The organism is Falsirhodobacter algicola (assembly GCF_018279165.1).
Classification (GTDB): Bacteria; Pseudomonadota; Alphaproteobacteria; order Rhodobacterales; family Rhodobacteraceae; genus Falsirhodobacter; species Falsirhodobacter algicola.
Genome location: NZ_CP047294.1, coordinates 15,464 through 38,265, shown reverse-complemented (window position 1 = coordinate 38,265; position 22,802 = coordinate 15,464). Strand labels below are relative to the sequence as shown.

At 61.3% G+C, this 22,802-nt stretch carries 19 protein-coding genes and 4 pseudogenes; 14 read left to right on the top strand and 9 right to left on the bottom strand.

The annotated features are described in order from the left end of the window. Positions 1-134: 134 nt before the first annotated feature. Positions 135-437, top strand: a complete 303-nt coding sequence (locus tag GR316_RS13735; RefSeq protein ID WP_211785624.1) for a transposase — start codon at positions 135-137, stop codon at positions 435-437. Here GR316_RS13735 and GR316_RS13730 read toward each other — a convergent pair. Continuing rightward, positions 409-1,431, bottom strand: coding sequence for a hypothetical protein (locus GR316_RS13730; RefSeq protein ID WP_211785623.1), 1,023 nt, complete (start codon positions 1,429-1,431; stop codon positions 409-411). The two genes, GR316_RS13735 and GR316_RS13730, sit on opposite strands and share 29 nt — an antisense overlap. Before the next feature lie 82 nt (positions 1,432-1,513). On the opposite strand from GR316_RS13730, the pseudogene GR316_RS13725 reads away from it, so the two are divergent. After that, positions 1,514-1,657: pseudogene (locus GR316_RS13725) on the top strand (IS5/IS1182 family transposase); the annotation flags it as partial. Here GR316_RS13725 and GR316_RS13720 read toward each other — a convergent pair. Further along, positions 1,654-2,330, bottom strand: a pseudogene (locus GR316_RS13720) (IS5 family transposase); the annotation flags it as partial. The pseudogenes GR316_RS13725 and GR316_RS13720 overlap by 4 nt on opposite strands. A gap of 63 nt (positions 2,331-2,393) precedes the next feature. Between GR316_RS13720 and GR316_RS13715 the strand changes: the two are divergent. Continuing rightward, positions 2,394-2,733 (top strand): annotated as a pseudogene (locus GR316_RS13715) (IS3 family transposase); the annotation flags it as partial. 596 nt (positions 2,734-3,329) lie between these two features. Further along, positions 3,330-3,734, top strand: a complete 405-nt coding sequence (locus GR316_RS13710; RefSeq protein ID WP_211785621.1) for a putative phage abortive infection protein — start codon at positions 3,330-3,332, stop codon at positions 3,732-3,734. A gap of 116 nt (positions 3,735-3,850) precedes the next feature. Here the strand turns inward: GR316_RS13710 and GR316_RS13705 are convergent, their stop codons facing one another. The 4 genes from GR316_RS13705 to GR316_RS13690 form a co-directional block, all read right to left on the bottom strand. After that, entirely contained in the window at positions 3,851-7,195 is a 3,345-nt protein-coding gene (locus GR316_RS13705; RefSeq protein ID WP_249218887.1) for an error-prone DNA polymerase, read from the bottom strand. Next, positions 7,116-7,826 carry an ImuA family protein gene (locus tag GR316_RS13700; protein WP_390625208.1) on the bottom strand — a complete coding sequence of 237 codons (711 nt, stop codon included), beginning with the start codon at positions 7,824-7,826 and terminating at the stop codon, positions 7,116-7,118. Before GR316_RS13700 ends, GR316_RS13705 begins: the two co-directional genes overlap by 80 nt. A gap of 109 nt (positions 7,827-7,935) precedes the next feature. Further along, complete coding sequence (locus GR316_RS13695) at positions 7,936-8,619, bottom strand: HAD family hydrolase (protein ID WP_211785620.1); 684 nt, start codon at positions 8,617-8,619, stop codon at positions 7,936-7,938. A gap of 173 nt (positions 8,620-8,792) precedes the next feature. After that, positions 8,793-8,942 carry a hypothetical protein gene (locus tag GR316_RS13690; RefSeq protein WP_211785619.1) on the bottom strand — a complete coding sequence of 50 codons (150 nt, stop codon included), beginning with the start codon at positions 8,940-8,942 and terminating at the stop codon, positions 8,793-8,795. 322 nt (positions 8,943-9,264) lie between these two features. Between GR316_RS13690 and GR316_RS13685 the strand changes: the two genes are divergently transcribed. From GR316_RS13685 to repC, 5 genes and pseudogenes are all read left to right on the top strand, one after another. After that, complete coding sequence (locus GR316_RS13685; protein ID WP_211785618.1) at positions 9,265-10,263, top strand: abortive infection family protein; 999 nt, start codon at positions 9,265-9,267, stop codon at positions 10,261-10,263. Between the two features lie 471 nt (positions 10,264-10,734). Beyond that, positions 10,735-10,915, top strand: a pseudogene (locus GR316_RS13960) (P-loop NTPase family protein); the annotation flags it as partial. Between the two features lie 216 nt (positions 10,916-11,131). Further along, a complete protein-coding gene (gene repA / locus GR316_RS13675; RefSeq protein WP_390625207.1) occupies positions 11,132-12,340 on the top strand; it encodes a plasmid partitioning protein RepA in 1,209 nt (402 codons plus the stop codon). Beyond that, positions 12,340-13,380, top strand: coding sequence for a plasmid partitioning protein RepB (repB, locus tag GR316_RS13670; protein WP_211785617.1), 1,041 nt, complete (start codon positions 12,340-12,342; stop codon positions 13,378-13,380). The genes repA and repB overlap by 1 nt, the downstream gene beginning before the upstream one ends. A 247-nt stretch (positions 13,381-13,627) precedes the next feature. Continuing rightward, complete coding sequence (gene repC, locus GR316_RS13665) at positions 13,628-14,803, top strand: plasmid replication protein RepC (protein ID WP_211785616.1); 1,176 nt, start codon at positions 13,628-13,630, stop codon at positions 14,801-14,803. A gap of 362 nt (positions 14,804-15,165) precedes the next feature. Here repC and GR316_RS13660 read toward each other — a convergent pair whose 3' ends face one another. Beyond that, a complete protein-coding gene (locus GR316_RS13660; protein ID WP_211785647.1) occupies positions 15,166-16,185 on the bottom strand; it encodes a tyrosine-type recombinase/integrase in 1,020 nt (339 codons plus the stop codon). 250 nt (positions 16,186-16,435) lie between these two features. Here GR316_RS13660 and GR316_RS13655 point away from each other — a divergent pair, with 250 nt between their 5' ends. Continuing rightward, positions 16,436-17,248, top strand: a complete 813-nt coding sequence (locus GR316_RS13655; protein ID WP_249218891.1) for a DUF1403 family protein — start codon at positions 16,436-16,438, stop codon at positions 17,246-17,248. A 2-nt stretch (positions 17,249-17,250) separates the two neighbouring features. Beyond that, a complete protein-coding gene (gene scpB, locus GR316_RS13650) occupies positions 17,251-17,865 on the top strand; it encodes an SMC-Scp complex subunit ScpB (RefSeq protein WP_211785645.1) in 615 nt (204 codons plus the stop codon). A gap of 192 nt (positions 17,866-18,057) precedes the next feature. Here the strand turns inward: scpB and GR316_RS13645 are convergent, their stop codons facing one another. Both GR316_RS13645 and GR316_RS13640 read right to left on the bottom strand, forming a co-directional pair. Then, on the bottom strand, positions 18,058-19,086 hold the full coding sequence (locus tag GR316_RS13645) for an amidohydrolase family protein (protein WP_211785648.1): 1,029 nt from the start codon (positions 19,084-19,086) through the stop codon (positions 18,058-18,060). 21 nt (positions 19,087-19,107) lie between these two features. Beyond that, positions 19,108-19,788 carry a GntR family transcriptional regulator gene (locus GR316_RS13640; RefSeq protein WP_211785644.1) on the bottom strand — a complete coding sequence of 227 codons (681 nt, stop codon included), beginning with the start codon at positions 19,786-19,788 and terminating at the stop codon, positions 19,108-19,110. Between the two features lie 166 nt (positions 19,789-19,954). Between GR316_RS13640 and GR316_RS13635 the strand changes: the two genes are divergently transcribed. The 3 genes from GR316_RS13635 to GR316_RS13625 are packed head-to-tail and all read left to right on the top strand — an operon-like array spanning position 19,955 to position 22,790. Continuing rightward, on the top strand, positions 19,955-20,947 hold the full coding sequence (locus tag GR316_RS13635; RefSeq protein ID WP_211785643.1) for a TRAP transporter substrate-binding protein: 993 nt from the start codon (positions 19,955-19,957) through the stop codon (positions 20,945-20,947). Between the two features lie 53 nt (positions 20,948-21,000). Continuing rightward, positions 21,001-21,495, top strand: coding sequence for a TRAP transporter small permease (locus tag GR316_RS13630; RefSeq protein ID WP_211785642.1), 495 nt, complete (start codon positions 21,001-21,003; stop codon positions 21,493-21,495). Next, positions 21,492-22,790, top strand: a complete 1,299-nt coding sequence (locus GR316_RS13625) for a TRAP transporter large permease (protein WP_211785641.1) — start codon at positions 21,492-21,494, stop codon at positions 22,788-22,790. Before GR316_RS13630 ends, GR316_RS13625 begins: the two co-directional genes overlap by 4 nt. Positions 22,791-22,802: the final 12 nt, after the last annotated feature.

Below are 22,802 nucleotides of genomic sequence, written 5' to 3'. Positions count from 1 at the left end.
AGAGTTGGCGCAGACTCTACATTAAGGTGAGGGATTTCGCGGGGGGCAGGTCAATGAGGTGCTCCCCGAAAACTGGACACTGACGTAAGCTCAGATTTGCTGTCTGCTGATCTTCATCCCGAAGGAGATCGACGATGTTGAAACGAAAGCAGCACGCGCCTGATTTCAAGGCGAAGGTGGCACTTGAGGCGCTGAAAGGCGAGGCGACCGTGTCGGAGCTGGCGAGCCGGTTCGGCGTGCATCCGACGATGATCAACCAATGGAAACGTGCGCTGCTGGACGGCGCGTCTGGTGTCTTTGAACGCGGCGGCCGCAAGGTTCCGGTGATCGATGAAGACCAAGTCAGAGACCTGCACGCCAAGATCGGGGAACTGGCGGTGGCCAACTCTTTTTTGGAAAGAAAGCTAGCTACAATTCCTCATAATTTGGCTGCATAACAAAGCGCCACAGTGGCATCCGGTTCAAGCCTTCTCTGGAACGAAGCGAAGTGAACCATTCAGTTTGTATCGGCGCGTTGATATCGATGACTGCATTGCCGGACATCGTTCGCTGCGCGTAATAGTTGGCGAACATCCGGCTGAGGCTGCCAGCCATTTCGAAACCTTGATAGCTCAGCTCCGGCGGGTTGCTCTCGAACTCGATCGCGAGAAGGCGCTTTCCGTCAACGGTTGCGCGGGCGTCCGGTATTTCCCAGTCGCTATAGTTCATCACGGTCCAGGCGATCTGCTGGTCGTGCGGATGCAACAGCTCCATACCGTCGCAGAAAAGCTTGGCTTTGCCGATGGTGACCAACACACTTCCATCCTCACCGATGTCGCTGGTGCGATCAGGATCCATCGTCAGTCGCAGCGTCAACGGCGCCCGTAATCCAAGGGTCTGATCGCCGACCAATGCCATCTCATTCGTCTTGATCGCGTCCATCATGTCGAGCGTCAGGTTCTGGTCACCGGGAGCTAGTTGCTCGGGATCGATCAAGGTCCAGATTGACCACCGAGCCCAGAAAATGGCTAGTTTGAGCGTTCCACCCGTCGCCTGCGCATAGTTGTTGAGCGAGCGCCGATAATCTCGATTCAGGAGCTTGCGGCGCTGGCGCAGGGCATTCTGAACATAGACGTTCTTCACCTCGACAAGCCAATTCGACCCATCTTTCAGCACGATCCGGAAATCGGGCGCTTGCATTGGCACGGCGGATTGGAGGGGACCAGTGTCTTCGGGTTTGATCATCATGACCTCGCCCAGGCTCGTCACAAGGTTTTCGAACATGGCTTCGACACGGAGACCCTGAAGAAAGGTCGGTTCCAACATCGCCTTCTTCATCGAATTATCGACATGCAAGCCAAAAGCTGCCGGCATCGCGGGATCATTGAGCGAAACACCCTGGCTTACGCCGAACCGGGCGACCTCACGCATCAGATCGAAGGGCTTTTTCACGCTTTTGGCTCCTTGGGGCTAGGTCATGTTGACAAAAGGGATTCTCCTCGGCCTCGGGGCATGATTCAAGCTGGCATCTGCGATGGAGACCAGCTTGGCACGAGATCTTATGTCTGACGATGAATGGGCGTTTTTTGAACGCTTCATCCTCGCCGTCCGAGCCTCGAATGGACGCAAGCCGACCAACCACCGCCTCGTCCTTGATGGCATTTTCTGGATTGCCCGCCTCCAGTCTTTGAGCCTGCCGAACATGATCTCGATGCGGTTGCGGCGCTTGTATCTGCGCTTGTCGTATATGACGGGCTTACTGCGGGATTTCCGGCCTGGGATGCAGGGCGTGATGCCTTTGCTCTGCAGGGCCTCGCGGAACCAGTCGGCGTCATAACCGCGATCGGCCAGAAGCCAGTCCGCATTGGGCAGGCCGCCGATCAGGGCCGCCGCGCCGGTGTAATCACTGACCTGGCCTGCCGACATGAAGAAACGGAGCGGGCGTCCATCGGCATCTGTGACGGCGTGAAGTTTGGTGTTCATCCCGCCTTTCGTGCGACCGATCAGTCGGCCGCGCCCCCCTTTTTTGACCGCAGGCTGGTCGCCGTGCGGTGGGCCTTGAGATAGGTCGCGTCGATCATCATGGTCTTCGGAGCGGCGGCCTCGGCGGCCAGTCCTGCCATAATCCGGGCAAAGACACCCATGTCGCCCCAACGTTTCCACCGATTGTAGAGTGTCTTTGTCGGACCGTATTCCCGAGGGGCATCCCGCCACCGCGAGCCGTTGCGATTAACGAAGATTATCCCGCTCAGCACGCGCCGGTCATCCACGCGAGGGCGTCCGTGAGACTTCGGAAAGTAAGGCCGCAACCGCGCCATCTGCGCATCGCTCAGCCAGAAAAGATCACTCATCAGTCGCCCCCTTCGGCACGACTGAATCAGTTCAACCCTATGAATTCAATGGGTCCTGACCCTAGGTCGTCGTTTTACTATACGCCGCAGGGTGAGACGGAGCAGAACCTCGCCCTGATGCGGCTGATCGACGTGCAGTTCCTCAAGGCCGTTCTTCGGCGTTCGCCAGATGACGCGGCACCTGCGCAATGAGGACCATGCGGTGAACGAGAAGCGCATCCGTCGGCTCATGCGCTTGATGGAGCTGATGCCGATCTACCAGAAGCCGAACACCAGCAAGCCCGCGAAAGGGCACAAGGCCTATTCATACCTGCTGCGGGGGCTGCGGGTGGACCGGCCAAACCAGGTCTGGTGCGTCGACATCACCTATCTGCCGATGCGCCGCGGGTTCCTCTATCTGGTAGTGAAGTGACTTCTCGACATCATGCATTGGACTTCGCAATTTTGTCGAGCTTTACTTGCTTGTAGGCTAACCATTTTGGCGGATATGCATTTCTACGGAAATTAGTCAGCAGCCGATAGTTAACGATGCCCCAAAATATTGCCCTTACGGCCATTGGATTTCTGTGCCTGATAGCCGCATTTTTGATCGTGACTAGACGGTTCGCGCGAGATGCAAGGGCGGAAGAAATTTGGCGTGATGCAAGCATCGTCTCCCTGCTCTTGCTGCTGGTAGTTCTGATTTGGTTGGTTGGGTGGATTATAATCCCTATCCAATACGGGGAGCCTGGCGACCCGGGGGTTTCGGGAGATATGTTCGGAAGCATATCTTCGTTATTCTCGGGGTTGGCCTTCGCAGGGTTGATTGTTACGCTTGTGCTCCAACGCAAAGAGCTATCATTGCAAAGAGGGGAGTTGACGGAAACCAGGGAGGAGTTTGAACGCCAACGATTTGAAAATAGATATTTCTCGACACTGCGTTTGCTTAATGACCACGTGTCTAACATGCGCGTGCCTGCGGACATTGGTGGCGGTGAGGGTTTCCGAGGGAGGGCCGTCTTGGAATACTTTGCAAGCGAGCTGCCAGACGAGCTTATGCAGGATGGTTCAGTGAGCTTAACCGTCGAAATGCAATTGATGCATTATCTCGAGCTTTATGACCTGTTGTTTGAGTCAAGCTTGGGGCCATACTTTCGGCTCATGTATAACTGTGTTCGGCAAATTGAATTTCTTGAAGCGGATGACAACGAGAGAGAAGTTTATTCTAAAATTCTTCGAGCACAGCTAAGCTCCGCGGAGGTGAAGCTTCTCATGTTCAACTGCTCTACAAATTGGGGTATGGACTTCAAGTGGTGGGTAGAGAAACACGAGTTGCTCAAGCACCTTCCGAAAGACGATCAGCGGAGAAATCCAAGCTTGGCATCGGAATATGACCACCTCCGCTCCCGAGGCGGTGCCATCTGATCGGCGGTGACTACGCGCCCTGCATGCTATTCTACGCAGGTTCAAATATCGAAAAGCTCAAGGAGTGCCTCTGGCGGAATTCGCGACCAGATTAGAACGTCATACTACCATCCAACTCACCGAAAATCCCGCGTCTTCATGCGGATCGTATCGAGATGCAGATCGCGGATGAACATGTGGCGGGGCTTCGGCCCGCCGGGTGGCGGCGGTTTCGGATGGCGCGGATCAGGCGTCGGGCTGCCGTGATAGAACTCGTCGCCGCGCTTAATGGGCAACGGAAAAGCACCGCGACTTCCGACGCTGCCGAGGGCGGCGGAAAAATTGGCCAGATGCTGAACGACGAAGTGGACGACCTCCCCTTCGCGTTGGATGCGGCCGCGGGCGGCGATCATGCCGGCGGCGAGGATGGTGCGGCGGTTGGCCTCGAAGATCTTCGGCCAGACGACGAGGTTGGCGATGCCGGTCTCGTCCTCGAGGGTGATGAACATGGTGCCTTTGGCCGAGCTGGGGCGCTGGCGGACCAGCACCAGCCCTGCCACTTCGGCCCAGTGGCGGTTCGGCAGGGCCATCGCTTCGGCGCAGGTCAGGATGCGGCGCTTCGCCAGATCGCCGCGCAGGAAGGCGACCGGATGTTGGCGCAGGGACAGGCCGGTGCGGCTATAATCCTCGACCACTTCCCGCCCTGCGGTCATCGGGCGCAAGGGGACGGCAGGCTCTGCGCTCTCGGCGGCAGCGAAAAGCGGCAGGTCGGTGTCGGGTAGGCCCTTGATAGCCCAGACGGCCTGACGGCGGCTCAGGCCGAAGCTGTGGAAGCCATCCGCTTGGGCAATGCAGGTCAAAGCGGCAGCGGGAACGCGGGCACGGCGCCAGAGATCCTCGACCGAGGTGAAGGGCGCGGTGCGGGCAATCGCAGCGGCATGCGCCTCGGCCAGCCCCTTCACCATGCGCAGGCCAAGCCGGACGGCGCCCCCTTCCAGCGTGCAGTCCCATTCGGATACGTTCACGCAGACGGGCCGCACCTCCACCCCGTGATCGCGGGCATCGCGCACGATCTGCGCCGGGGCATAGAACCCCATAGGCTGACTGTTCAGCAGCGCGGCGCAGAAGGCGTCGGGGTGCCAGCACTTCAGCCAGGATGAGGCATAGGCGATGAGGGCAAAACTGGCCGCATGGCTTTCGGGGAAACCGTAGCTGCCGAACCCCTCAAGCTGCCTGAACGTCCGCTCGGCGAAACCGGCTTCGTAGCCGCGCGCGACCATCCCGTCGATCAGCTTGTCACGGAACGCGCTGACACCGCCGGTAAACTTGAAGGTCGCCATGGACTTTCGCAGCATGTCGGCCTCGCCGGGCGTGAAGCCCGCGCATTCGATGGCCACCCGCATCGCCTGCTCTTGGAACAGCGGCACGCCGAGCGTCTTGCCCAGCACCTTCTCCAGCTCGGGCTTGGGATATTCCACAGCCTCCAGCCCTGCGCGGCGGCGCAGATAGGGGTGGACCATGTCGCCCTGGATCGGACCGGGGCGGACGATAGCGACCTGCACGACCAGATCGTAATAGGTGCGCGGCTTCAGGCGCGGCAACATCGCCATCTGCGCGCGGCTTTCGATCTGGAAGGTGCCCAGCGTGTCGGCCTTGCGGATCATCGCATAGGTGCGCGGGTCCTCGGCGGGGATGGTGGCAAGGTCATACGCCGCGCCCTTATGGTCCGCGATCAGCTTCAGGCCCTTGGCCATGCAGGTCAGCATCCCGAGGGCCAGCACGTCCACCTTCATGAACTTCAGCGCGTCGATGTTGTCCTTGTCCCATTCGATGATCTGGCGGTCCTCCATCGCGGCGGGCTCGATGGGCACCAGATCGTCCAGTCGATCGTGGGTCAGAACGAAGCCGCCGGGATGCTGCGAGAGATGGCGCGGCGCGCCCATCAGCTGCTGGGCCAACTCCATCGTCAGGCGCAGCCGGCGGTCGGAGGGGTTCAGGTTCAACTCCTCCAATTGCGCGTCGGTCAGGCCCTCCTCGGACCAGGCCCAGATCGAGGCGGACATCGCCGAGATCAGATCCTCTGGCAGGCCCATCGCCTTGCCGACATCGCGCAGCGCCCCCTTGGCGCGGTAGCGGGTGACCACCGCCGTCAGCGCGGCATGGGTGCGGCCGTAGGTCTTGTAGATCCACTGGATCACCTCCTCGCGCCGTTCATGCTCGAAGTCGACGTCGATGTCGGGCGGCTCCCGCCGCTCTTCGGAGATGAAGCGTTCGAACAGCAGATCGTTGCGACCCGGATCGATCGAGGTGATGCCGAGGACATAGCCCTCGGCGGTAGGTTCGGACAGCGCGGGAATGCGGCGGACGGAGCGTTCGGGCACATCGCTGGCGACGGGGGCAATGCGGTAGATGGCGCGATGGCCGACGCGGCCCGCCAGCGTGTCGATCAGGCCGGACAGGTCCGGTGCCTCGGGCGCGAGGGTGCTGGTCTGCCGTGCAGCCAAGGGCTCGGTGATGGTGGCGGTCAGGGTCATGATCTCTATCCCGAAGCCGGGGGCGATGGTGGGGATCCTGTCGCAGAGGAGCCGCGTCAGGCGCTGCGGATCGCGCTGCGGCACGGCAAGGCCGATGCGGACGGTTTGACGCTCTCGGTCGACGCGGTGGCAGATCAGGTCCAGACGGCGCACGCCAAGGCCGCGTTCGTCCAGAATTGCACACAGGGCCACAACCAGCTTGTTGATATACCGCGCGATGGTTTCCGCCGCGCCGATGGGTTCGGCAAAGGCGCGGCGGGTCTCGATCAGACCTGGGGGGCGCAGGGCGTCGATGGGCTCGGCTGCATCGCCGAACATCTGATCGATGCGGCGGATCAGTTCGGAGCCGAAACGGCGGGTCAGCGGCGCACGGGGCGCAGCCATCAGATCGCCGATGGTGGCAAAGCCCATATCGCGCAACCCCGCGACGGTGGCGGGGGGCAGGCGCAGCGCCTCGGGCGGCATGGCGTGCAGATCGCCGCCGAACCGCGCCAGCGCATGGGCCGCGCCCCATGTGTCCGCCACCGCCGCCCGCGCCGTCACGCCCGACAGGGCAAGGCGGCCGGTCAGCGCCTCTAACAGCGCCTCTTCGCCGCCATGCAGATGGTCGGCCCCCGTGCTGTCGATCACGATGCCGTCCGGCGGATCGACCGCGACGATGGGCGCGATGCGTTGCAGGATCCAGAACGCCAAGCGCTCCAGACTGGCCAGATCGGCCTCTGGGTTCGCAGCTTCGATCCGCAGACCCTGCACCAACGCCTGCGCCTTGCTGACCGGCATGCCGACGGTAACGCCGAGGCCCGCCGCGCCGGCATCCACCGCCGTCAGCACCCGGCGGTTGCCGATGCGCCCCGCCAGCACCAGTGGCCTATCCGAAGGCGAGTCTTCCTGCCGTCGCAGCCGGTCCACCGGCCACATCGGCAGGAAGACCGAGATGACCCGTGCCATCGCATGCCTCCAATTCGATATCGAAACTCTCGCCCGCCCGCGCGCGGAGCAATTCCACCATCCAACGCGCGCGGCCCACCCCCTGCACCGGCAGCGGTGCAGAAGGCAGCGCCGAAACCCGCCAGCGCGTCATCGCTGCCGTCGGTTGGCCGAAGTCGCTGGCCTCCGCCTGCCGGCGCCAGCGTCGCAAGGCGATGCCGGTGGTTCCCGAGCCCTTGGCCGCCAGATGCAGCCGGCGGGATGCCGTCATCGACAGCCGCGCCACATCGGCCACCACGGCCGCCAGCCCGCCATGGCGCAGCCCTTCCTCCATGCAAGCAAGGACCGCAGTATCATCGCCCGCCTCGACATGGATCACGCGGGTCGCGGGCAGGCCCGCCTGCTCCAACCCCGGCGCAAAGAGATCGGCCTGCGTCACGCACCACAGCACCTGCCCCGGCAGCCGTGCCGCGATGCCCGCCGCAAAGCAGGCCGCCGCCGCACCATCGACCGCGCCATTGCCGCCGCCCGCCACCTCGTGCAGGCAACCGAGCGCGATGTCGAATGCCGCGCATTTCCGACCCTTCCCAGCAAATTCCCTGAATCTTGTCAGTAGGCGGCGTTGGGCAATTCCGACCCGAATGCCAAGCATCTCTGACCCAACCGAACTTTAGCTGCGGGATGCGCGAGGGTCGGCTGTGCGGGAGAAGCCGGCATTCGCCACCTCGATCCTTAGATGCTGGATATGGAAGGTTGCAGTATCACGCTCCACCATCCAGATTCTCGACGACCCCGCGTACATCGCCCAAAGACGAAACTATCGCGTCCGGCCGCCAGTCGAAATCGTCGGGCCACGGCAAAGCGTTCTGAAACCAAACGGTCCTCATCTGAACTGCGCGCGCTCCGGCCATGTCGGCATGAGGAGAGTCACCGACGAAAATGCAGTCCTGCGGTGCGGCAGCCAACCTCTGTGCCGCGCGCCGAAATATCTCTGGCTCAGGCTTCCGACAAGCTTCGGCTTCCGAAATCAGGTAGGTATCGACCAGCCGATCAAGGTTCAGTGCGAGCAGGCTCCGCAATTGAATATGCGTCTGACCGTTGCTGACTATCCCGATTTTCCGGCCATCGCCGCGCAGCCACAACAATAACTCGCGCATCCCATCGAAGGCGAATGCATGCCTCCAAGCGTTAGCCTCGTATTCATCAAAAAGCGCCCGTCCGCAATCGGTGCACCCAAGCCCCATCTCTTGCGTGATGATCTTGTAGACTACGCTTTTTGATACGGTCCCTCTGGCATCCAGCATCATGAATCGGTCGCAAAGTGTGTCCAGACTGGTAAAGCGCCCGAGGTCTTTTCCCGAGAATTGTTGCTCGACAAAGATACGAACGGATGCTGCCCTGCTTAACAGCGTCTCATCAAGATCGAACAGCACCGGCGATTTCACAGCATAATCCTTCAGACTAAAACCTCCACATACCTTCCCTTTATGACAAGGTTCTGAATGTCGGCTTCGGGCTCTTTTCGGCCGTTCGTCTCGCTAGGCACGAATGGCCGTTTTACTTTACTGCACGCGATTTGGGTCAGTGATCTGACGGAAAAGTCGGTTTTGCCTGGCATCTAACACGCGAGCCCGCCCTTGGTCAGACGACGGTCCAGTTCGGACACGCCAAACGGCAGCACCGCCAATGGCGGGCCATGGCCGCCCTCGATCGCTGCGATCCGATGGCGCAGCGTGGCAAGGGCCGGATCGGAGAAAGGCGCGGACATGGCAGTGTCGGGCTCCTGTTCGGACGGGACTCAATATTATTTGTTCATCCTTTGTTCCTATGTGGGCGATGCGTCAATGACCCGCGCGCTATTTGTGATAGGCGTGAACCGAGCCATATCTTCGGGAAGATCGCGGACGAAGGAGCCAAGCTCATGTGCAACCTGTATAATCTGACGACGAACCAACAAGCGATCCGCGATATCGTCGGGGTGATGTCCGACAGTCTTGGCAACCTTGAGCCGTCACTGGATGTCTATCCCAATCGTAGTGCTTCGGAATCCGCATCATCGGCCCCACCCGGGAGCCCATCTCAACTGGGGCATGCCGACGCCGCCACAGTTCCTAAAGGCGCCGGACGCGCTCGATACCGGCGTGCGGGAGCGGTGCAGAGTGGTGGCGGCCGCGGTCTTGGTGTCGTTAGATTACCAGCGGGCGATCGCGCCCTTTTTTCCTGAGGCGCAATGCCCTAGTTCTTCGATGCGCCAGTGGGAGCATCCGATGCCGAAGATTAAGCGTAAGCCTGAGCTGCCCGAGGGAATCACAGACGACCCCGCGACCCTTGGTAGGTTTAAGGTCGAATTGGCTGAGATCGTCGCGAAGGCCTATGGCAGCAGCAACTGGAAGAAGTTCGCCATTCGTTTCGGTCTGGACAGGGAGATCTCGGATCACCCCCGGTTCCTCCGTAGCTGCGACTGGGGAGACCATGACTACGAGGGGCACGTTATCAACCTCATCGATCATCTCTGCCGCCAAAACGTCCCGGCGCTCATGGTCCTCTTTGAGATCCCGAGGGTTCAAAAGGAACTGTCCGACGATCTCCTTGTCGCCTGGCACGGCCAGCAAGATCCGCTGGTCTCGGCGCTGTCGCACAGCTTGGGCACGGTCGATGCTGCCCGCGACATGATCGACCTAGGTTCGTATGCCGCACGAGTTGAAGGGACGCTGCCGCACGATCCCAAAGCCGCTATTGGGGCGACGAAAGATCTTCTCGAAGCCGCCATGCGGTCGATCCTCGATAAGCGCGGCGTGACAGGCGTGGAGAAGCTCGACTTTCCTGCCCTGATGAATAGGTGCCTCACCGAATTGGGAATGGCACCCAAGGGCGCTCCCGCCAGCGAAGTTGAGAAGAAGATCCGCTCGATCGTCTACGGCGCAAAGGAGATCATCATCGCGGCTAACGAACTCCGAAACCTTGCGGGAACAGGCCATGGCCGCGTCGTGGGAACCGAAGAGGAGCTGTCGGCTGACGACGCGAGCATGATCGCTTCGAGCGGGATGGTGCTGTCGGCATGGCTGCTGCGTCGCGCTGATGCGATCTGAGGACGGCTAGGCATGCCTGAAAACCTTCGAGCCTACATGCGCCTCGTTGAGAAGCGCACTCGCGAGCATGGACAGGCTTTCGACATGCTTTACGCGGCGGGCCTCTATGGCGCCTGCGCGGGGATCATCCGCCAAGAAATCGATAGCCTGATGCGCGTCGACTACCTGGCCTTCAGCGTCCCGCTCGCTGACCGGGACGGCCTGTGCCGCGAGGCGCTGACAGGCGAGCGTTGGACGCAGATCACCGCGAAGAACAAGATCGTCCCGATTAAGGACGTCGAGTTCAAGCAGTATGCCGCGAACAACCACTCCTGGGTCAGCGTCGCCTACGAATACAGTTCCAAGTTCATCCACCTCACCAATCTCTGGGACTACGACGGACCTGACCCGCTGCTGACGGTCAGTGCCAACGACCGCGAGACTATGCGGTCATATCTGGAAACGTATGACTCGACATCTGCCATCCCGGCCGCCACCGCCGTCTGCACCTCGACGCTGGAACTGAAAACCTGAGGATCGACATCGGTGACGTGACCTGCATCGCCCAGATCGGCGCGCCTTCCAGCGTGGCCTCTACGCGCTAAAGGCGCGCCAATCAGGCCGCCGCCCCGGCCAGCCCGCAATCCTGCGACGATATGCGATCAAGGCACGGTAATCTGCCAACGATTGGGCTACCGAGGCAACATGACGCCCCTCTATCGGAGGTTTCCGCCCCTTCCAACAAATAAAACAGTTGCCGAAATGGCTGATGCATGGCAACGCTTATCTTGATTGCCTTTGACAGTCTTGTATGGCTATTGCCATCGGAACGCGCCAGAGGCATACAAGATAAGCAAAGAGCCCTTTGAGGGTCGTGTATGAGGCAGTGATGAACGAGATGAGTCTTTTGGAACGGAGTTTCAACTCTGACCGAATCTCACAGTTCGCCGAGAGCTTGGCGCACTCGCTGGATCGCCAGATGAAGAATGCGTTCCGGCCGGAAGAGCGGAAGATGCTCAGGCTATTCTCTGCACGCGAGGTCTCGGAGCTGACGGGTATCTCCATATCGAACCTTAACACGCGGCTAGCGGACGACCCTGATTTTCCTCAGCCTGTGACGGATGCCCGCGGGCATCGCTGGTTTTCCGCCGAGAAGATCGATCAGATTCGGGACCGCATGTATACGACCGGTAAGAATGTCCTCTCCTATCGGCCGGGACGGCAGGCCGGGGACGCTCTTCAGGTGCTCAGCTTTGTCAATTTCAAAGGCGGTTCGGGGAAATCGACCTCCAGCTGCCACGTCGCACAGAGGCTCGCGCTACGCGGCTATAGGGTGCTTCTGGTCGACGCCGACGCCCAAGCGTCCGCGACTACCATGTTCGGCTACCGCCCGGAAATTGAGTTCCAGGACAAGGGCACTCTCTACGATTGCCTTCGCTACGACCAAGATCAGGTGGGCATCGAACATATCATCAAAAAGACCTACTTCCACAATCTGGACCTCGTGCCGGCGGGTCTGGTCCTATCCGAATACGAGACCAATACCGCCTACGCGCTTGGCCAGAGGATTTCACCGACCTTCGCGGAACGCCTGACAATCCAACTCGGAAGGGTGGAGGCGAACTATGATCTGGTGATCATCGACTGCCCTCCGCAGCTTGGCTTCACCACGCTGACAGCCCTCGCGGCCTCATCCGCGCTTATCGTGACGGTGGTGCCCAGCATGCTCGACATCGCCTCCATGTCGCAGTTCCTCAGTCTTGCGGGCGATTTGTTCAGAACGATCCAGCATCACACGAACCGGCCTGAGCCCATCAGCTGGAACTTCGTGAAGTTTCTTCTCACGCGATACGAGCCCTCCGACGGGCCTCAGACACAGATGGCCGCTTACCTCCGGGCCATCCTCGAAGACGAAGTCCTGACGGAACCGATGCTCAAATCGACGGCAATCAGTGACGCGGGAATGACCCAACAGACGGTCTACGAGGTCGACCCCGGCAAATTCGTGAAGAAGACCATCGAACGTGCCGTGCAGAGCTGCAATGCCGTATCGGATGAGATCGAAAGCCTCATCCAGCGGTCGTGGGGAAGGACCTGATGGGACGGAAGAACATCTTCGAGACGGCCCTTACTCATCAGGCTTCGCCTGCTACAACGCTTCAGGATCCTGCGCTTGGCGCACCAGCCCGCAGGCATGGTGCGCCCGCACTGGAAACCCTCGGAAGCAGCCTGCGGGACATGAGCGAGAGCGGCATCCAAGAACTGGACCCAGCATTGATCATTGATTCCGGTGTTCAGGACCGGATCGAACTCGATCCTGGCGAGATCGCTCGGCTCTCCGAAAGCATCAGGACGCATGGGCAGCAGGTGCCCATACTCGTTCGGCCCCACCCCGACAGCATGAACCGCTTCATCATTGTCTATGGCCGTCGCCGTCTCGCGGCTATTCGGAAGATCGGTCCGACGGCTCGTGTGAAGGCGATCGTCCGGCATCTCGCCGAAGATGCCGCCATCCTTGCGCAAGGTCAGGAGAACAGTCTCAGGGTCGACCCGTCCTACATCGAGAAGGCGCTCTTTGTCCGCGAGCTGAAATCCGCTGGATATGACTCTCAGATTATTCAAGACGCTCTCGGCATCGACCGCACCGCCATCTCAAAGATGTCGACGGTCGTCGACAACGTGCCTCTCGAGGTGATCCTGCATATTGGAGCTGCGCCGGACATAGGTCGCCGGCTTTGGACGGAGCTCGCGCAAATGGCGCGCGACGACGGCATCGACTTGCGCGCCCTGATCCCCGGTCCCGATCGCTCGCCCGACAGCACCGGGTCGGATCGTTTCGATGGAATTTACCGTCAAGCAAAGGAAATTATTAAACATTCAGTCCAGGCTGGCTCTGCCCCACCCGACGTTCCTGCCGCTGTGACCGCGGGCACAACGGCAGGAACTGCCCTCCCAGCTTCGAGGCCTCTCGCGCTTTCGGGGCGTCATATCGGCACGCTGAAGAAGACAGGTCGAAGCATTTCGCTGAATGTCTCATTACGGCATCAGCCTCAGTTCGGACAGTGGTTTGAGGATAACGTGGACGAAATCCTGCGCCTGCTCCATGACCGCTGGACGGATAGCCGGGACAAGGGCTAAGCCCCTGCCCCATCCATCAACATAACAACCACAGAAAGGAGGACCGCTACAGACCGCATAAGAAAAGAGCCCCCCAGAGTATCCCCTGGAGAGCCCGGTAGTCACGTTTTTTGCACCCTCATGCCTACCAGCCTCCACTGTGCCCGTCAATAGCTTCCGATTCGGAAGACCAGTGAGTTGTGCCCACCCTTTCGTGAGTGCATCCGGACGGCGATGCTCGGCTCCGCGATCTGGCCGGTAAAACCGAATGACATTCAAAAAGCTGATGTCCCGCCCCCCCGTTGGGGCGATCGATGCCGCTGTCCCCAAGGGCAATGCTGACGAAACCTGGATCATTTTTCAAACGATCCGAGATGCGGCCCCTACGCTGGGGCTGAAGCCAAAGGTCATTCAGACGCTCGCGGCGATGATAAGTTGCCTCAAGCCGGGTCGCGGAACTGTTTGCTTTGCATCGACCCGCGAACTGATGCGTAGGCTGGCCGGTGTCAGCGAACGCACGATCCGCCGTCATGTGTCGGATCTGGTAGCCATCGGGATCCTAGAGCGACGCGACAGCCCGAACTTCAAACGCTATGTGAGCCGTGGCGCATCGCCAGCTGATACTATAGCATTTGGCTTCGATCTGAAGCCCATGGTAGAATCTCGCGATCGCTGGTCCCATGCCCTGAATGAGCATAACCGTAGCATGCTCGAGCGTCGGCACCTGATCACAATCGTCAAGGACCTCATCTCACGCCTCGAAGGCGAAAACGTTGCTCCGGCAGCGCTCGCCGAGGCGCGCCTGCGCGTTCGCCGGAAGCTTACGGCTGATGACCTGCGCGATCTGCGCAACAGCCTTAACGCACTCACCCCTGTTTCAGCCGTTAGACCGGCTGAAGACGCAGCCACCGATAAGGGTAAGAGTGCCCTACCCTGCACCGAGTTCAAACACGTCACGAAAACGATGGAAACAGATGACCCTTCCGAAATGTCCGACACTGGCGGCCATAATGACCGTAACCATTCTAAGTCTAAAATAGAAGATAAAGATAAGAATAGCTTGAATCAGCATGCCTCGCCACATAGAACAGAACTAAAGTCATTGCTTGGGAAGCTAGCCATCGCCTGCCAGGACGCTCTCGACTTTGCCGAAAAGCCACCACGAACAGAGAACGATATGATCGCGCTAGGGCACATGCTCGCGCCAATGATCGGGATCAAGCCTGCATTGCAGGAGGAAGCCCGCACAAGTCTAGGCGCATTGCCTGCTGCAATATCTGTGATGCTCATGGTCCGAATCCACGGACGTGTGAGGAATATGGAGGCATACTTTCGCAGTCTAGTCAGCGGACGACGCCGTATAAGCTTCGAACCGCTCACCCTGCTGGACCGTCTTGCGCAACGTGCCGGGTCTCCCAGTGTGGCACAGTTCGCTGGCGAGTGAATTGCGTGGGAGCAGCCGTCCTGCGATGGTGCCATCCCACTGTCGTAAGCAGGAAGTTCGAGGCGGGTAGGTTCCTGATGAGACCTGGAGAGATTGCTCCGATTTTGCTTCGTGCAGATTAAGTGGTAATGGCCGGGGAGCCATCGAAGCCCAGCGGGAGGGTGTTATTATGGGCAAGCTTACTTACGGCTTAAAGCGCGCGTCGAGACTCGCAGTTCTGCGGACCGCGAACAAGATTGCACCCTTAATCTCGTAGCCACTGTGACCGCGGGCACAACAGCACAGCAACAACACGCTACGTCGGGCAGGATGGCCTATTCAGCCGCGAACTCCGTTTTCTATCGGTGGCCCGGTGACCGAACTCATAACCCTGCCGCCTTGGTCAGGTTGACCCTGAAGACATCGCGTCCGCGTTGATAGCGCCGCGTCATCTCGGCGCTGGCGTGGCCAAGGTGGCGTTGAACGTGCGCTTCATCTACCTCGGCGCTGCTGGCCAGACCAGCGCGAAGGGAATGGCCGGCGAACAGGGCAGGGCGGTCGGCTTCGGGGATGTCACCGCGCAGACCGGCGGCAAGGGCGGCGCGTTTGACGATGCGGGCCACCTCGCGGTCGTTCAGGCGCAGGGCACCGACGGAGGTGCCAGAGACACGGCGGAACAGCGGCCCTTGACCAATACGCCCGAAGCGCAGCCAGACTACCAGCGTCTCCGTGGGGCAGGTGGCGGGCGTGGAGCCGCGCCCGATGGCGACCTCGCGCCAGCCGGTCTTGCCGCGGAGCGTCAGCAGCAGTCCCTCGGGCAGGATCGTGATCCAGCCGCGCCCGTCCTCGGTCTGGTCGCGGGCTAGATCAAGACCGGTCAGCTCGGAGCGCCGCAGGCCACCTGCGAAGCCGATCAGAAGCATGGCCCGGTCGCGCAGCCCTCGCAGGGAGGCGGCATCGCAGGTGGCCAGCATGGCGCGCAGATCATTGGGCAGGATTGCAGCTTTCCGCACGGGTGGCCGGGCGTGGCGGTTGCGGATCCCGGCCATGACCGTGGCGATGTGCCGGTCGGTGCGGTCCAACGGTTGGCCGCGTTGGACATAGGCCCAGCACAGCGCCGAGAGACGGCGGTTGATCGTGGCGACGCTGCACGCCTTGCCGCCGACCGAGGGCGCGCCGCTGGCGCAGGCGGTGATGTAGAGGCCAACCGTGTGCGGGTCGGGCTGGGTGGTCTCTAGTCCCTCGCGGCGGCACCAGGCGGCGAAATGGCTCCAGTCCGAAGCGTAGGCGCGGCGGGTGTTCGGCGCGATCGCCGCTTCGGCATAACCACGGGCACGGGCCGAGAGATCGCGCAGAGCCGAAGAGACCTCGGTTGCGGGGGGCAGGGTGGGCGTTTCGGCCATGGCGGCGTAGCTTTCGATGCGGGTTCAGGGGCTTTCGCGGGATGTTTCATTCATGTCCGATAATTTAACATTATCGGACATGAATGAAACAAGACAAGGGCGGCGGTTTGATGGTTTTTTCATCGCCTTATCCGCCGCACTGTTTTAGGCTTCCGGCATGACAGACCCTGCCTCGCCTCTCCTTATGTCGCCTGACCCCGCGCCCGTGCCGTGCTGGCTGCGGGCCGGTCTGTGCACCGAAGCCCTGGAGATGGCGCCGTTTTTCGCCGGCGCGGCTTTGGCACTACTCGATCCACTGGCGCGCTGCGAGGCGCCGGTAGGAGAGCTGTGGCGCCAGCGTCTTGCACTTGCGGCTGGGGCGGCGGTCTGCGCGCTGGAGGGGCGGGGGGAGCGTGAATCCGAGCTACGCGATGCGTGGGCGTTTCGAGGAGTGCTTGACGATCCCGGGCCGGCGGGGCGGCAGTATGCGGCATGGCGGCTTTTGGGCAAGACGCGGGCCTTGCGCGGCGGGGATTGGCCGCAGCGGCTGCCGTCGATGTTCGATCTGGTCGCAGAAGAGTTGGCATCGGTTCTGACGGGGCAGGGGGCACGGCTGCCGGGGCGGGTGCCGCCCTTGCCGTTCGCGGCGGGGGCGGCGGAGGAACTCTTGAATCTCGGACCCAAGGCGCGCGGGGTGGCGCTGTGGTTAGGCGATGCGCATCTGGCCCGCGCGCTTGGCTGGGCGCGGCCGGTGCCGCTTCTGGCAACGCATCTGCCGCGCTCCGCCGTCCGCATGCGTGGCGAGGACTGGGCCATGGCCTGCGCGGTTGCTTGGGGCAGGGGGGCGGTGGCGGCGGTGGATCTGCGGCGGGACCTTGAGCACCGCGCCGCCGCCCTGCGCGCCGTCGCTCCGAAGCTGCGCGGCACGGGGGCTAAGGCAACGATCGATTGGCTGCTCCGTGAGGACGCAATCGCCGTGCCGCGGAACGATCGCGCGCTGCGGCGACGGATGGACCGGTTGACGGGGTTTGGTGTGGTCCGGGAGCTGACCGGGCGCCCCGCCTTCCGGCTTTACGGGCTCTGAACATGGGCGACAGCTTCGATCGGGAGCTGGAGGATCTGCCCCAAGCCCTGCGCTGGCGGGAATGGATGGGCCGGGTCGAAGCGGTGCTGTTCGCCTCCGGCACACCGGTTGGACGCGAGGTTCTGGCGCAGGTGGTGGGGCGAGACTGCGCGCTCGATCTGCTGATCGCAGACATCATCGCCGAACTGGCCGATCGCCCTTACGAGATCGCCCGCGTTGCCGGCGGATGGCAGTTCCGCACCCGTTCGCGTCACGCCGCCGCTCTCCGCGTTGCGCGGGGCGACGAAGCTCCGACCCGCCGCGAGATGACCGAGCGCGAGGCGCTGGTGCTGACCATCATCGCTTATATGCAGCCGATCACGCGCGAGGCCATCACCCGCGTCACGGGGAAAGAGGTCAGCCGTGACCTCATCGCCCGTCTGCACCGCCAAGGCCTGATCGCCCGCGGTCCCCGCAGCCCCGAACCCGGCGCGCCCTATACCTATGTCACTGCCGCAGGGTTCCTCGAGGCCTTCGGACTCGATACCCTCCGCGACCTGCCCGATCTCGAGGCCATGCAGGATGCGGGGATGTTGCAGGACGAAGGGGATATAGGGGTGCCCGTGGGGGAAGAGTGACATTTATCGCGGCAAGGTGTGGCCTCTGCAATTTTCCCCTCTGATGATCAATTTCGCTAGGTGGCGCCGCGCGAAATGTGACCAGTTCTTCCGCTATATGCCCCAATGATGAGGGGGCATGGTGCTGAGGCCGATGGCGAGAAGATCCACTAAGCGGTCGGTGAGGGACGGCAGCTGTGGTGTTCGCGAGACTTAAGCCGGTAGCCCCAGAAATACTCGAGCGTTAGTCCGGATCAGCCGCTTGGTGACATCAGCGTTCTGAAACGCGCCATGGATACGGCCCAGGGGATCATCGTCTCGGAAGTTGAATGGATAGTCAGTTCCGATCATCACCCGTTTGTCGCCGAACACCTCGACCACACGCCTCAACATAGTCGCGTCGAAGGTCAACGTATCGGTATAGAGAGAGCAAGCCTGCTGGCTAGGTGATGTGCCGAGGCTTTCCGCCAAGGCGGGGAAAGTTCTGAACCCCTGTTCCAACCTCGGCAACAGGGCCGTGAGGGTGCCACCACCGTGGCTCAGCGCGATCCTGAGGTCGGGGAGTGACCTCAGCAGCCCGCCGGTCAGGATCGATGCTCCCGCCAATCCAACATCGCTCGGATAACCTAAGACCTGCTGCAGATTCGGCGGGCCTACCAGACGGTCCATACCTGTAGGCCGAACGGCATGAACGAAGACGGCCATGTTCAGACGCGCGACCTCAGCGAAGAATTCCGCGAATTTTGGGTGGCCGATCGGGGCGCCGTTCACGTTGCTTCCGACCTCTACTCCGGCAAAGCCCAGCTCGGTGTGGATGCGGTAGAGTTCCTGTAAAGCCATATCCATGTCCTGCAGGGGAACTCCGCCAAGGCCCACGAACCGCCCACCGCCTTCGCGAACCATCGTCGCGATCACGTCGTTGGTATAGCGTATCAGTGCGTCCGCCACGGGGGCGTCCAGCCAGTAACCGAAGAGTTCAGGCATGGGGGACAGGGCCTGAATCTCAATCCCCGCGCGGTCCATGTCCTCGATCCGCCGGGCAACGGTCCAGCAGGCATCGCTCACGGTCCGGTAAGGGCGCCCGTCGATGACGACCGTGCGATGCCCGCAGCTTGCCGCCTGCGTGCTGGGCCATCCCACAGGAATAGGCTCTGATGTCCAGTCCGGGAACGTGGAGGGAACGACATGGCTATGAACATCTATGCCCCGGCGGGCGCATGTGCAGGCGTATGGCTGATGCATGCTTTTTTCCATGATTGACAGTCAGACGGAGGCGTCCAGCGCCTCCATATCCTTCAAAACTGCTTCCGCCGTGCGTTCGTAATGATGCGACAAGGCGTCCGTGGCCCCCGTGATGTCCCCGTTCAGAACCAAGCGTAGAATCTCGGAATGTTCGTCGCGCACATGACGAGTCGTGAAGACCTTGCGGATCGACAGCATCCGATACCGATACAGCCGATCGGACAGCTGCACGCAGAACTCTTGCAGGGGGCGCGATCCGCAGCCCGACAGCAGCACGTTGTGAAAATCGCGGTGATGGCGTTCCCACTCGGGATTGTCTTCGAATGTATCCGGGGCAAGGGATCTTGGTGTGCGGGTCAGGCGGTGGTGGGCAAGCACCAGCGCCTCTTCCCATTCGGGCGTGGCATGGAGCATGGATTCACGCAGGGCGATGGCTTCCAGCCAGGACCGGGTTTTGGTCAGTTCGCGCAATTCGCCAGGATAGACGGAGCTAACATAGAAGCCACGCTGCACACGGCTTTCGACAAGCCCTTCCGAGGTAAGCCGGTTTAGTGCCTCGCGCAAGGGGGTCTGTCCGGCCTCGTATCGTTGCATCAAGAAAGTCATCTGCAGCTTCAGACCGGGCGCAAGCCGCCCGGCAAGGATATCGTCGCGAAGCCGTCCCACCAGGGTCCCGCCGGGAGCGATGTCGTTTTTAACCATGGTATCGCTCGTTCTTGATCCGCACGTTTGCAATATATTATGTCTTTACATGAAACAAAATATACATTCCTCTCGATTCACGGGATTCGTATTTTTCTTTCCAAGACCGGGGAGGGTCGTGGAAGGGGCGGCCAATCAGGCCCTTAAATATATGGGAGGATACAGCATGACGTTCATGAGATCGCTCTGCGTGGCTGCGTTGGCGCTCGCCGCTGCGCCGGCAACCTATGCGCAGACACTGAAAGCGACGACGTTTCTGCCGCCGAATCATGTGTTCAGCCAAATGCTGATGCAGTGGGGGCAGGAGCTTGAAGCAAAAAGCAACGGTGCCCTGAAGATCGAGTTGTTTCCGTCCTCGCAACTTGGTCCGGCGCCGCGCCAGTTCGATTTGGCCCGCACCGGCGCGGCCGACATCGCCGTGGTGCTGGGCGGCGCAACGCCGGGGCGGTTTCCGATGACGGAATTGGCGGGCCTTCCGCTGACCTTCCCGTCGACGGGCAGCGAAAGCGCCATCACCTCGCGCCGCCTGACCGAGCTTGCGCCGGATTATTTAGCCGAAGAATTCAAGGGCACGCATATCTTGATGATGGCCGTGACCCCGCCGCTGAAGCTGCATCTGGCGTCGAAAGATCCGTCCGATCTGTCGGTTTTCAAGGGGCTTCGCATCCGCTATGCTGGGACAATCTGGCAACAGGTTATCGAGGCGATGGGCGCCTCTCCGGTGCCGGTCGGCCCGGCCGAAACAGGCGATGCGCTGTCCAAACGGGTCGTGGACGGAACGGCGTTTCCCTTCGAGGCGACGGAGTCCTTCGATCTGGCACCGGTCCTGAAATACTCGATCGAACCGGGTCTGGCTTCGGCCGCCTTCGCCATCGTCATCAACCAGAAGACCTATGACGGTCTGTCCCCGGATTTGCGAAAGCTTCTGGACGACATCTCCGACCCCGATCACGCTGAAGCCGTTGGTCGGACGCTGGACGAGAACGAGGCCGAAGGGCGCGCCTACATGACTGATGCCGGGGTGCAGATGGTCCAGCTGTCCGATGCGCAACTGTCTGATCTAAAAGAAGAATTCGCACCGATCGTCGATGCACAGGTCAAGGCCGTTGATGATGCCGGCCGTCCCGGCTCGGCCTTCCTTGCCGCTTATACGAAGTGATCCGGTCCGGCCTCGTGCCAGACCGCAGCGTTCGCAAATGAAAGGAGGGCGCCTTGGATCGCCCGGATCTTCTGACACGCATATCCTATGCGATAAGTGCCCTAGCCATCGTCGTGATGATGATGACTGTCGTTTTGGACGTCGTGCTGCGTCTGGTCTTTGATGTGCCCGTGCGGGGGGCCTATGACGTGGTGGGCTTCAGCCTGCTGGTCATGGTGTTCTTCGGCATCGTCCCAGTGGTGGAGAGCCGCTCCGAGATCGTGATCGACATCGTGGACGCCGTCCTGCCGCCCCATGCGATCGCGCTGCTGTCGCGGGTGGCGGCTTTCGGAACGATCTGCTTCTTTCTGTTCCTAGGATGGTCGATGTTCGGCCCGGCTTGGGAAGCCTATGCCTATGGCGACCGGTCGTTGGAACTGGGAGTGCCGCTCTGGGTGCTTTGGGCAGTCGCTTATGTCGGTCTGGCGGGGAACATCTGCGTCGCCCTGCGCATGCTGGTCCGACGCGGTTCCGAAGCGGCTCACCGCATGGCCGAGGTCCGGTCATGAGCGCCTTTACCCTTGGGCTGGGCGGCATCGGTGCGATGTTCGTGCTGTTATTGCTGCGTCAGCCGGTGTGGCTGACCCTGGCGCTAGTCGGGATCGCCGGAAATATTGTGCTGAACGGGCTGCCCGTCGCCACCATGCTGACGGGAACCAGCACCTTCGACACGGCCGGCAGCTATGCGCTTTCGGTGATCCCCCTGTTCGTGCTGATGGGCGAGGTGGCGTCCGGTTCGCGCATGTCGGCCGAATTGTTCGCGGCGGCCCGGATATTCACCACCGGCATCCGGGGCGGGCTGTCCATCGCCTCGATCGCCGCATCGGGGGCCTTCGGGGCGATCTGCGGATCCTCGGTGGCCACCGCCGCCAGTATGACCCGCATCGCCATGCCCGAGATGCAGAAAGCAGGCTATGAGGACGGCTATTCTGCGGGGTCCATCGCGGCCGGCGGCTCGCTCGGCATCCTCATCCCGCCGTCGATCATCCTTGTCATCTACGGCTCCATCGCCGAAGCGTCGGTCGCGCGATTGTTCGCGGCGTCGCTGATCCCGGGGATCGTTCTTATGGTCCTGTATATGGGGGTGTCCGTCGTTCTTGCGGGGCGGGCCGGTCCGCCCCCGGGGGCCGAGCGTATCACGATGGGGCAGCGCCTTCTGGCCTTGCTGCGTCCGTGGCAATTCATGCTGCTGTTCGTCATCTCAATCGGGGGCATCTATGCGGGCATCTTCAGCCCGAACGAGGCGGCCTCCGTTGGGGCCTTCGGAGCAATCGTGATCGGCTTTTTGCGTCGCACGCTGACGGTAAAGACATTCATGCGGGCGTTGAAGGCGTCGGTCGTGATTTCCTCCGCGTTGTTTATGATCATCATCGCGGCCACCATGTTCGCCAATTTCGTGGTCCAAACGCGGCTTCCGGACACGCTGCTGTCACTGGCGCAAGAGGCAAACCTAGCGCCTGCGGTGGTCATGGGGCTAATCGTGGCAATCTTCATCGTGATGGGCTGCTTTTTGGAGGGGATCGGCATGGTCTTGATCATGGTGCCAGTGTGCCTGCCCATCGTGACAGGGTTTGGCTTCGATCCGATCTGGTTCGGCGTTCTGGTCGCCGTTTTGGTGGAGCTGGGGCTGATCACGCCGCCCGTCGGAATGAACCTTTTCATCATCAAGACCCAAAGCGCAACCCTGTCCATGGGCACGGTCTTTCGCGGAATCCTGCCGTTTCTAGTGGCGCCGGTGGTCCTGATCATCCTGCTGTTCGCGGTGCCGCAGCTCGCGCTCTGGCTACCGGACACGCTTTACTGACCCCATGCGCGG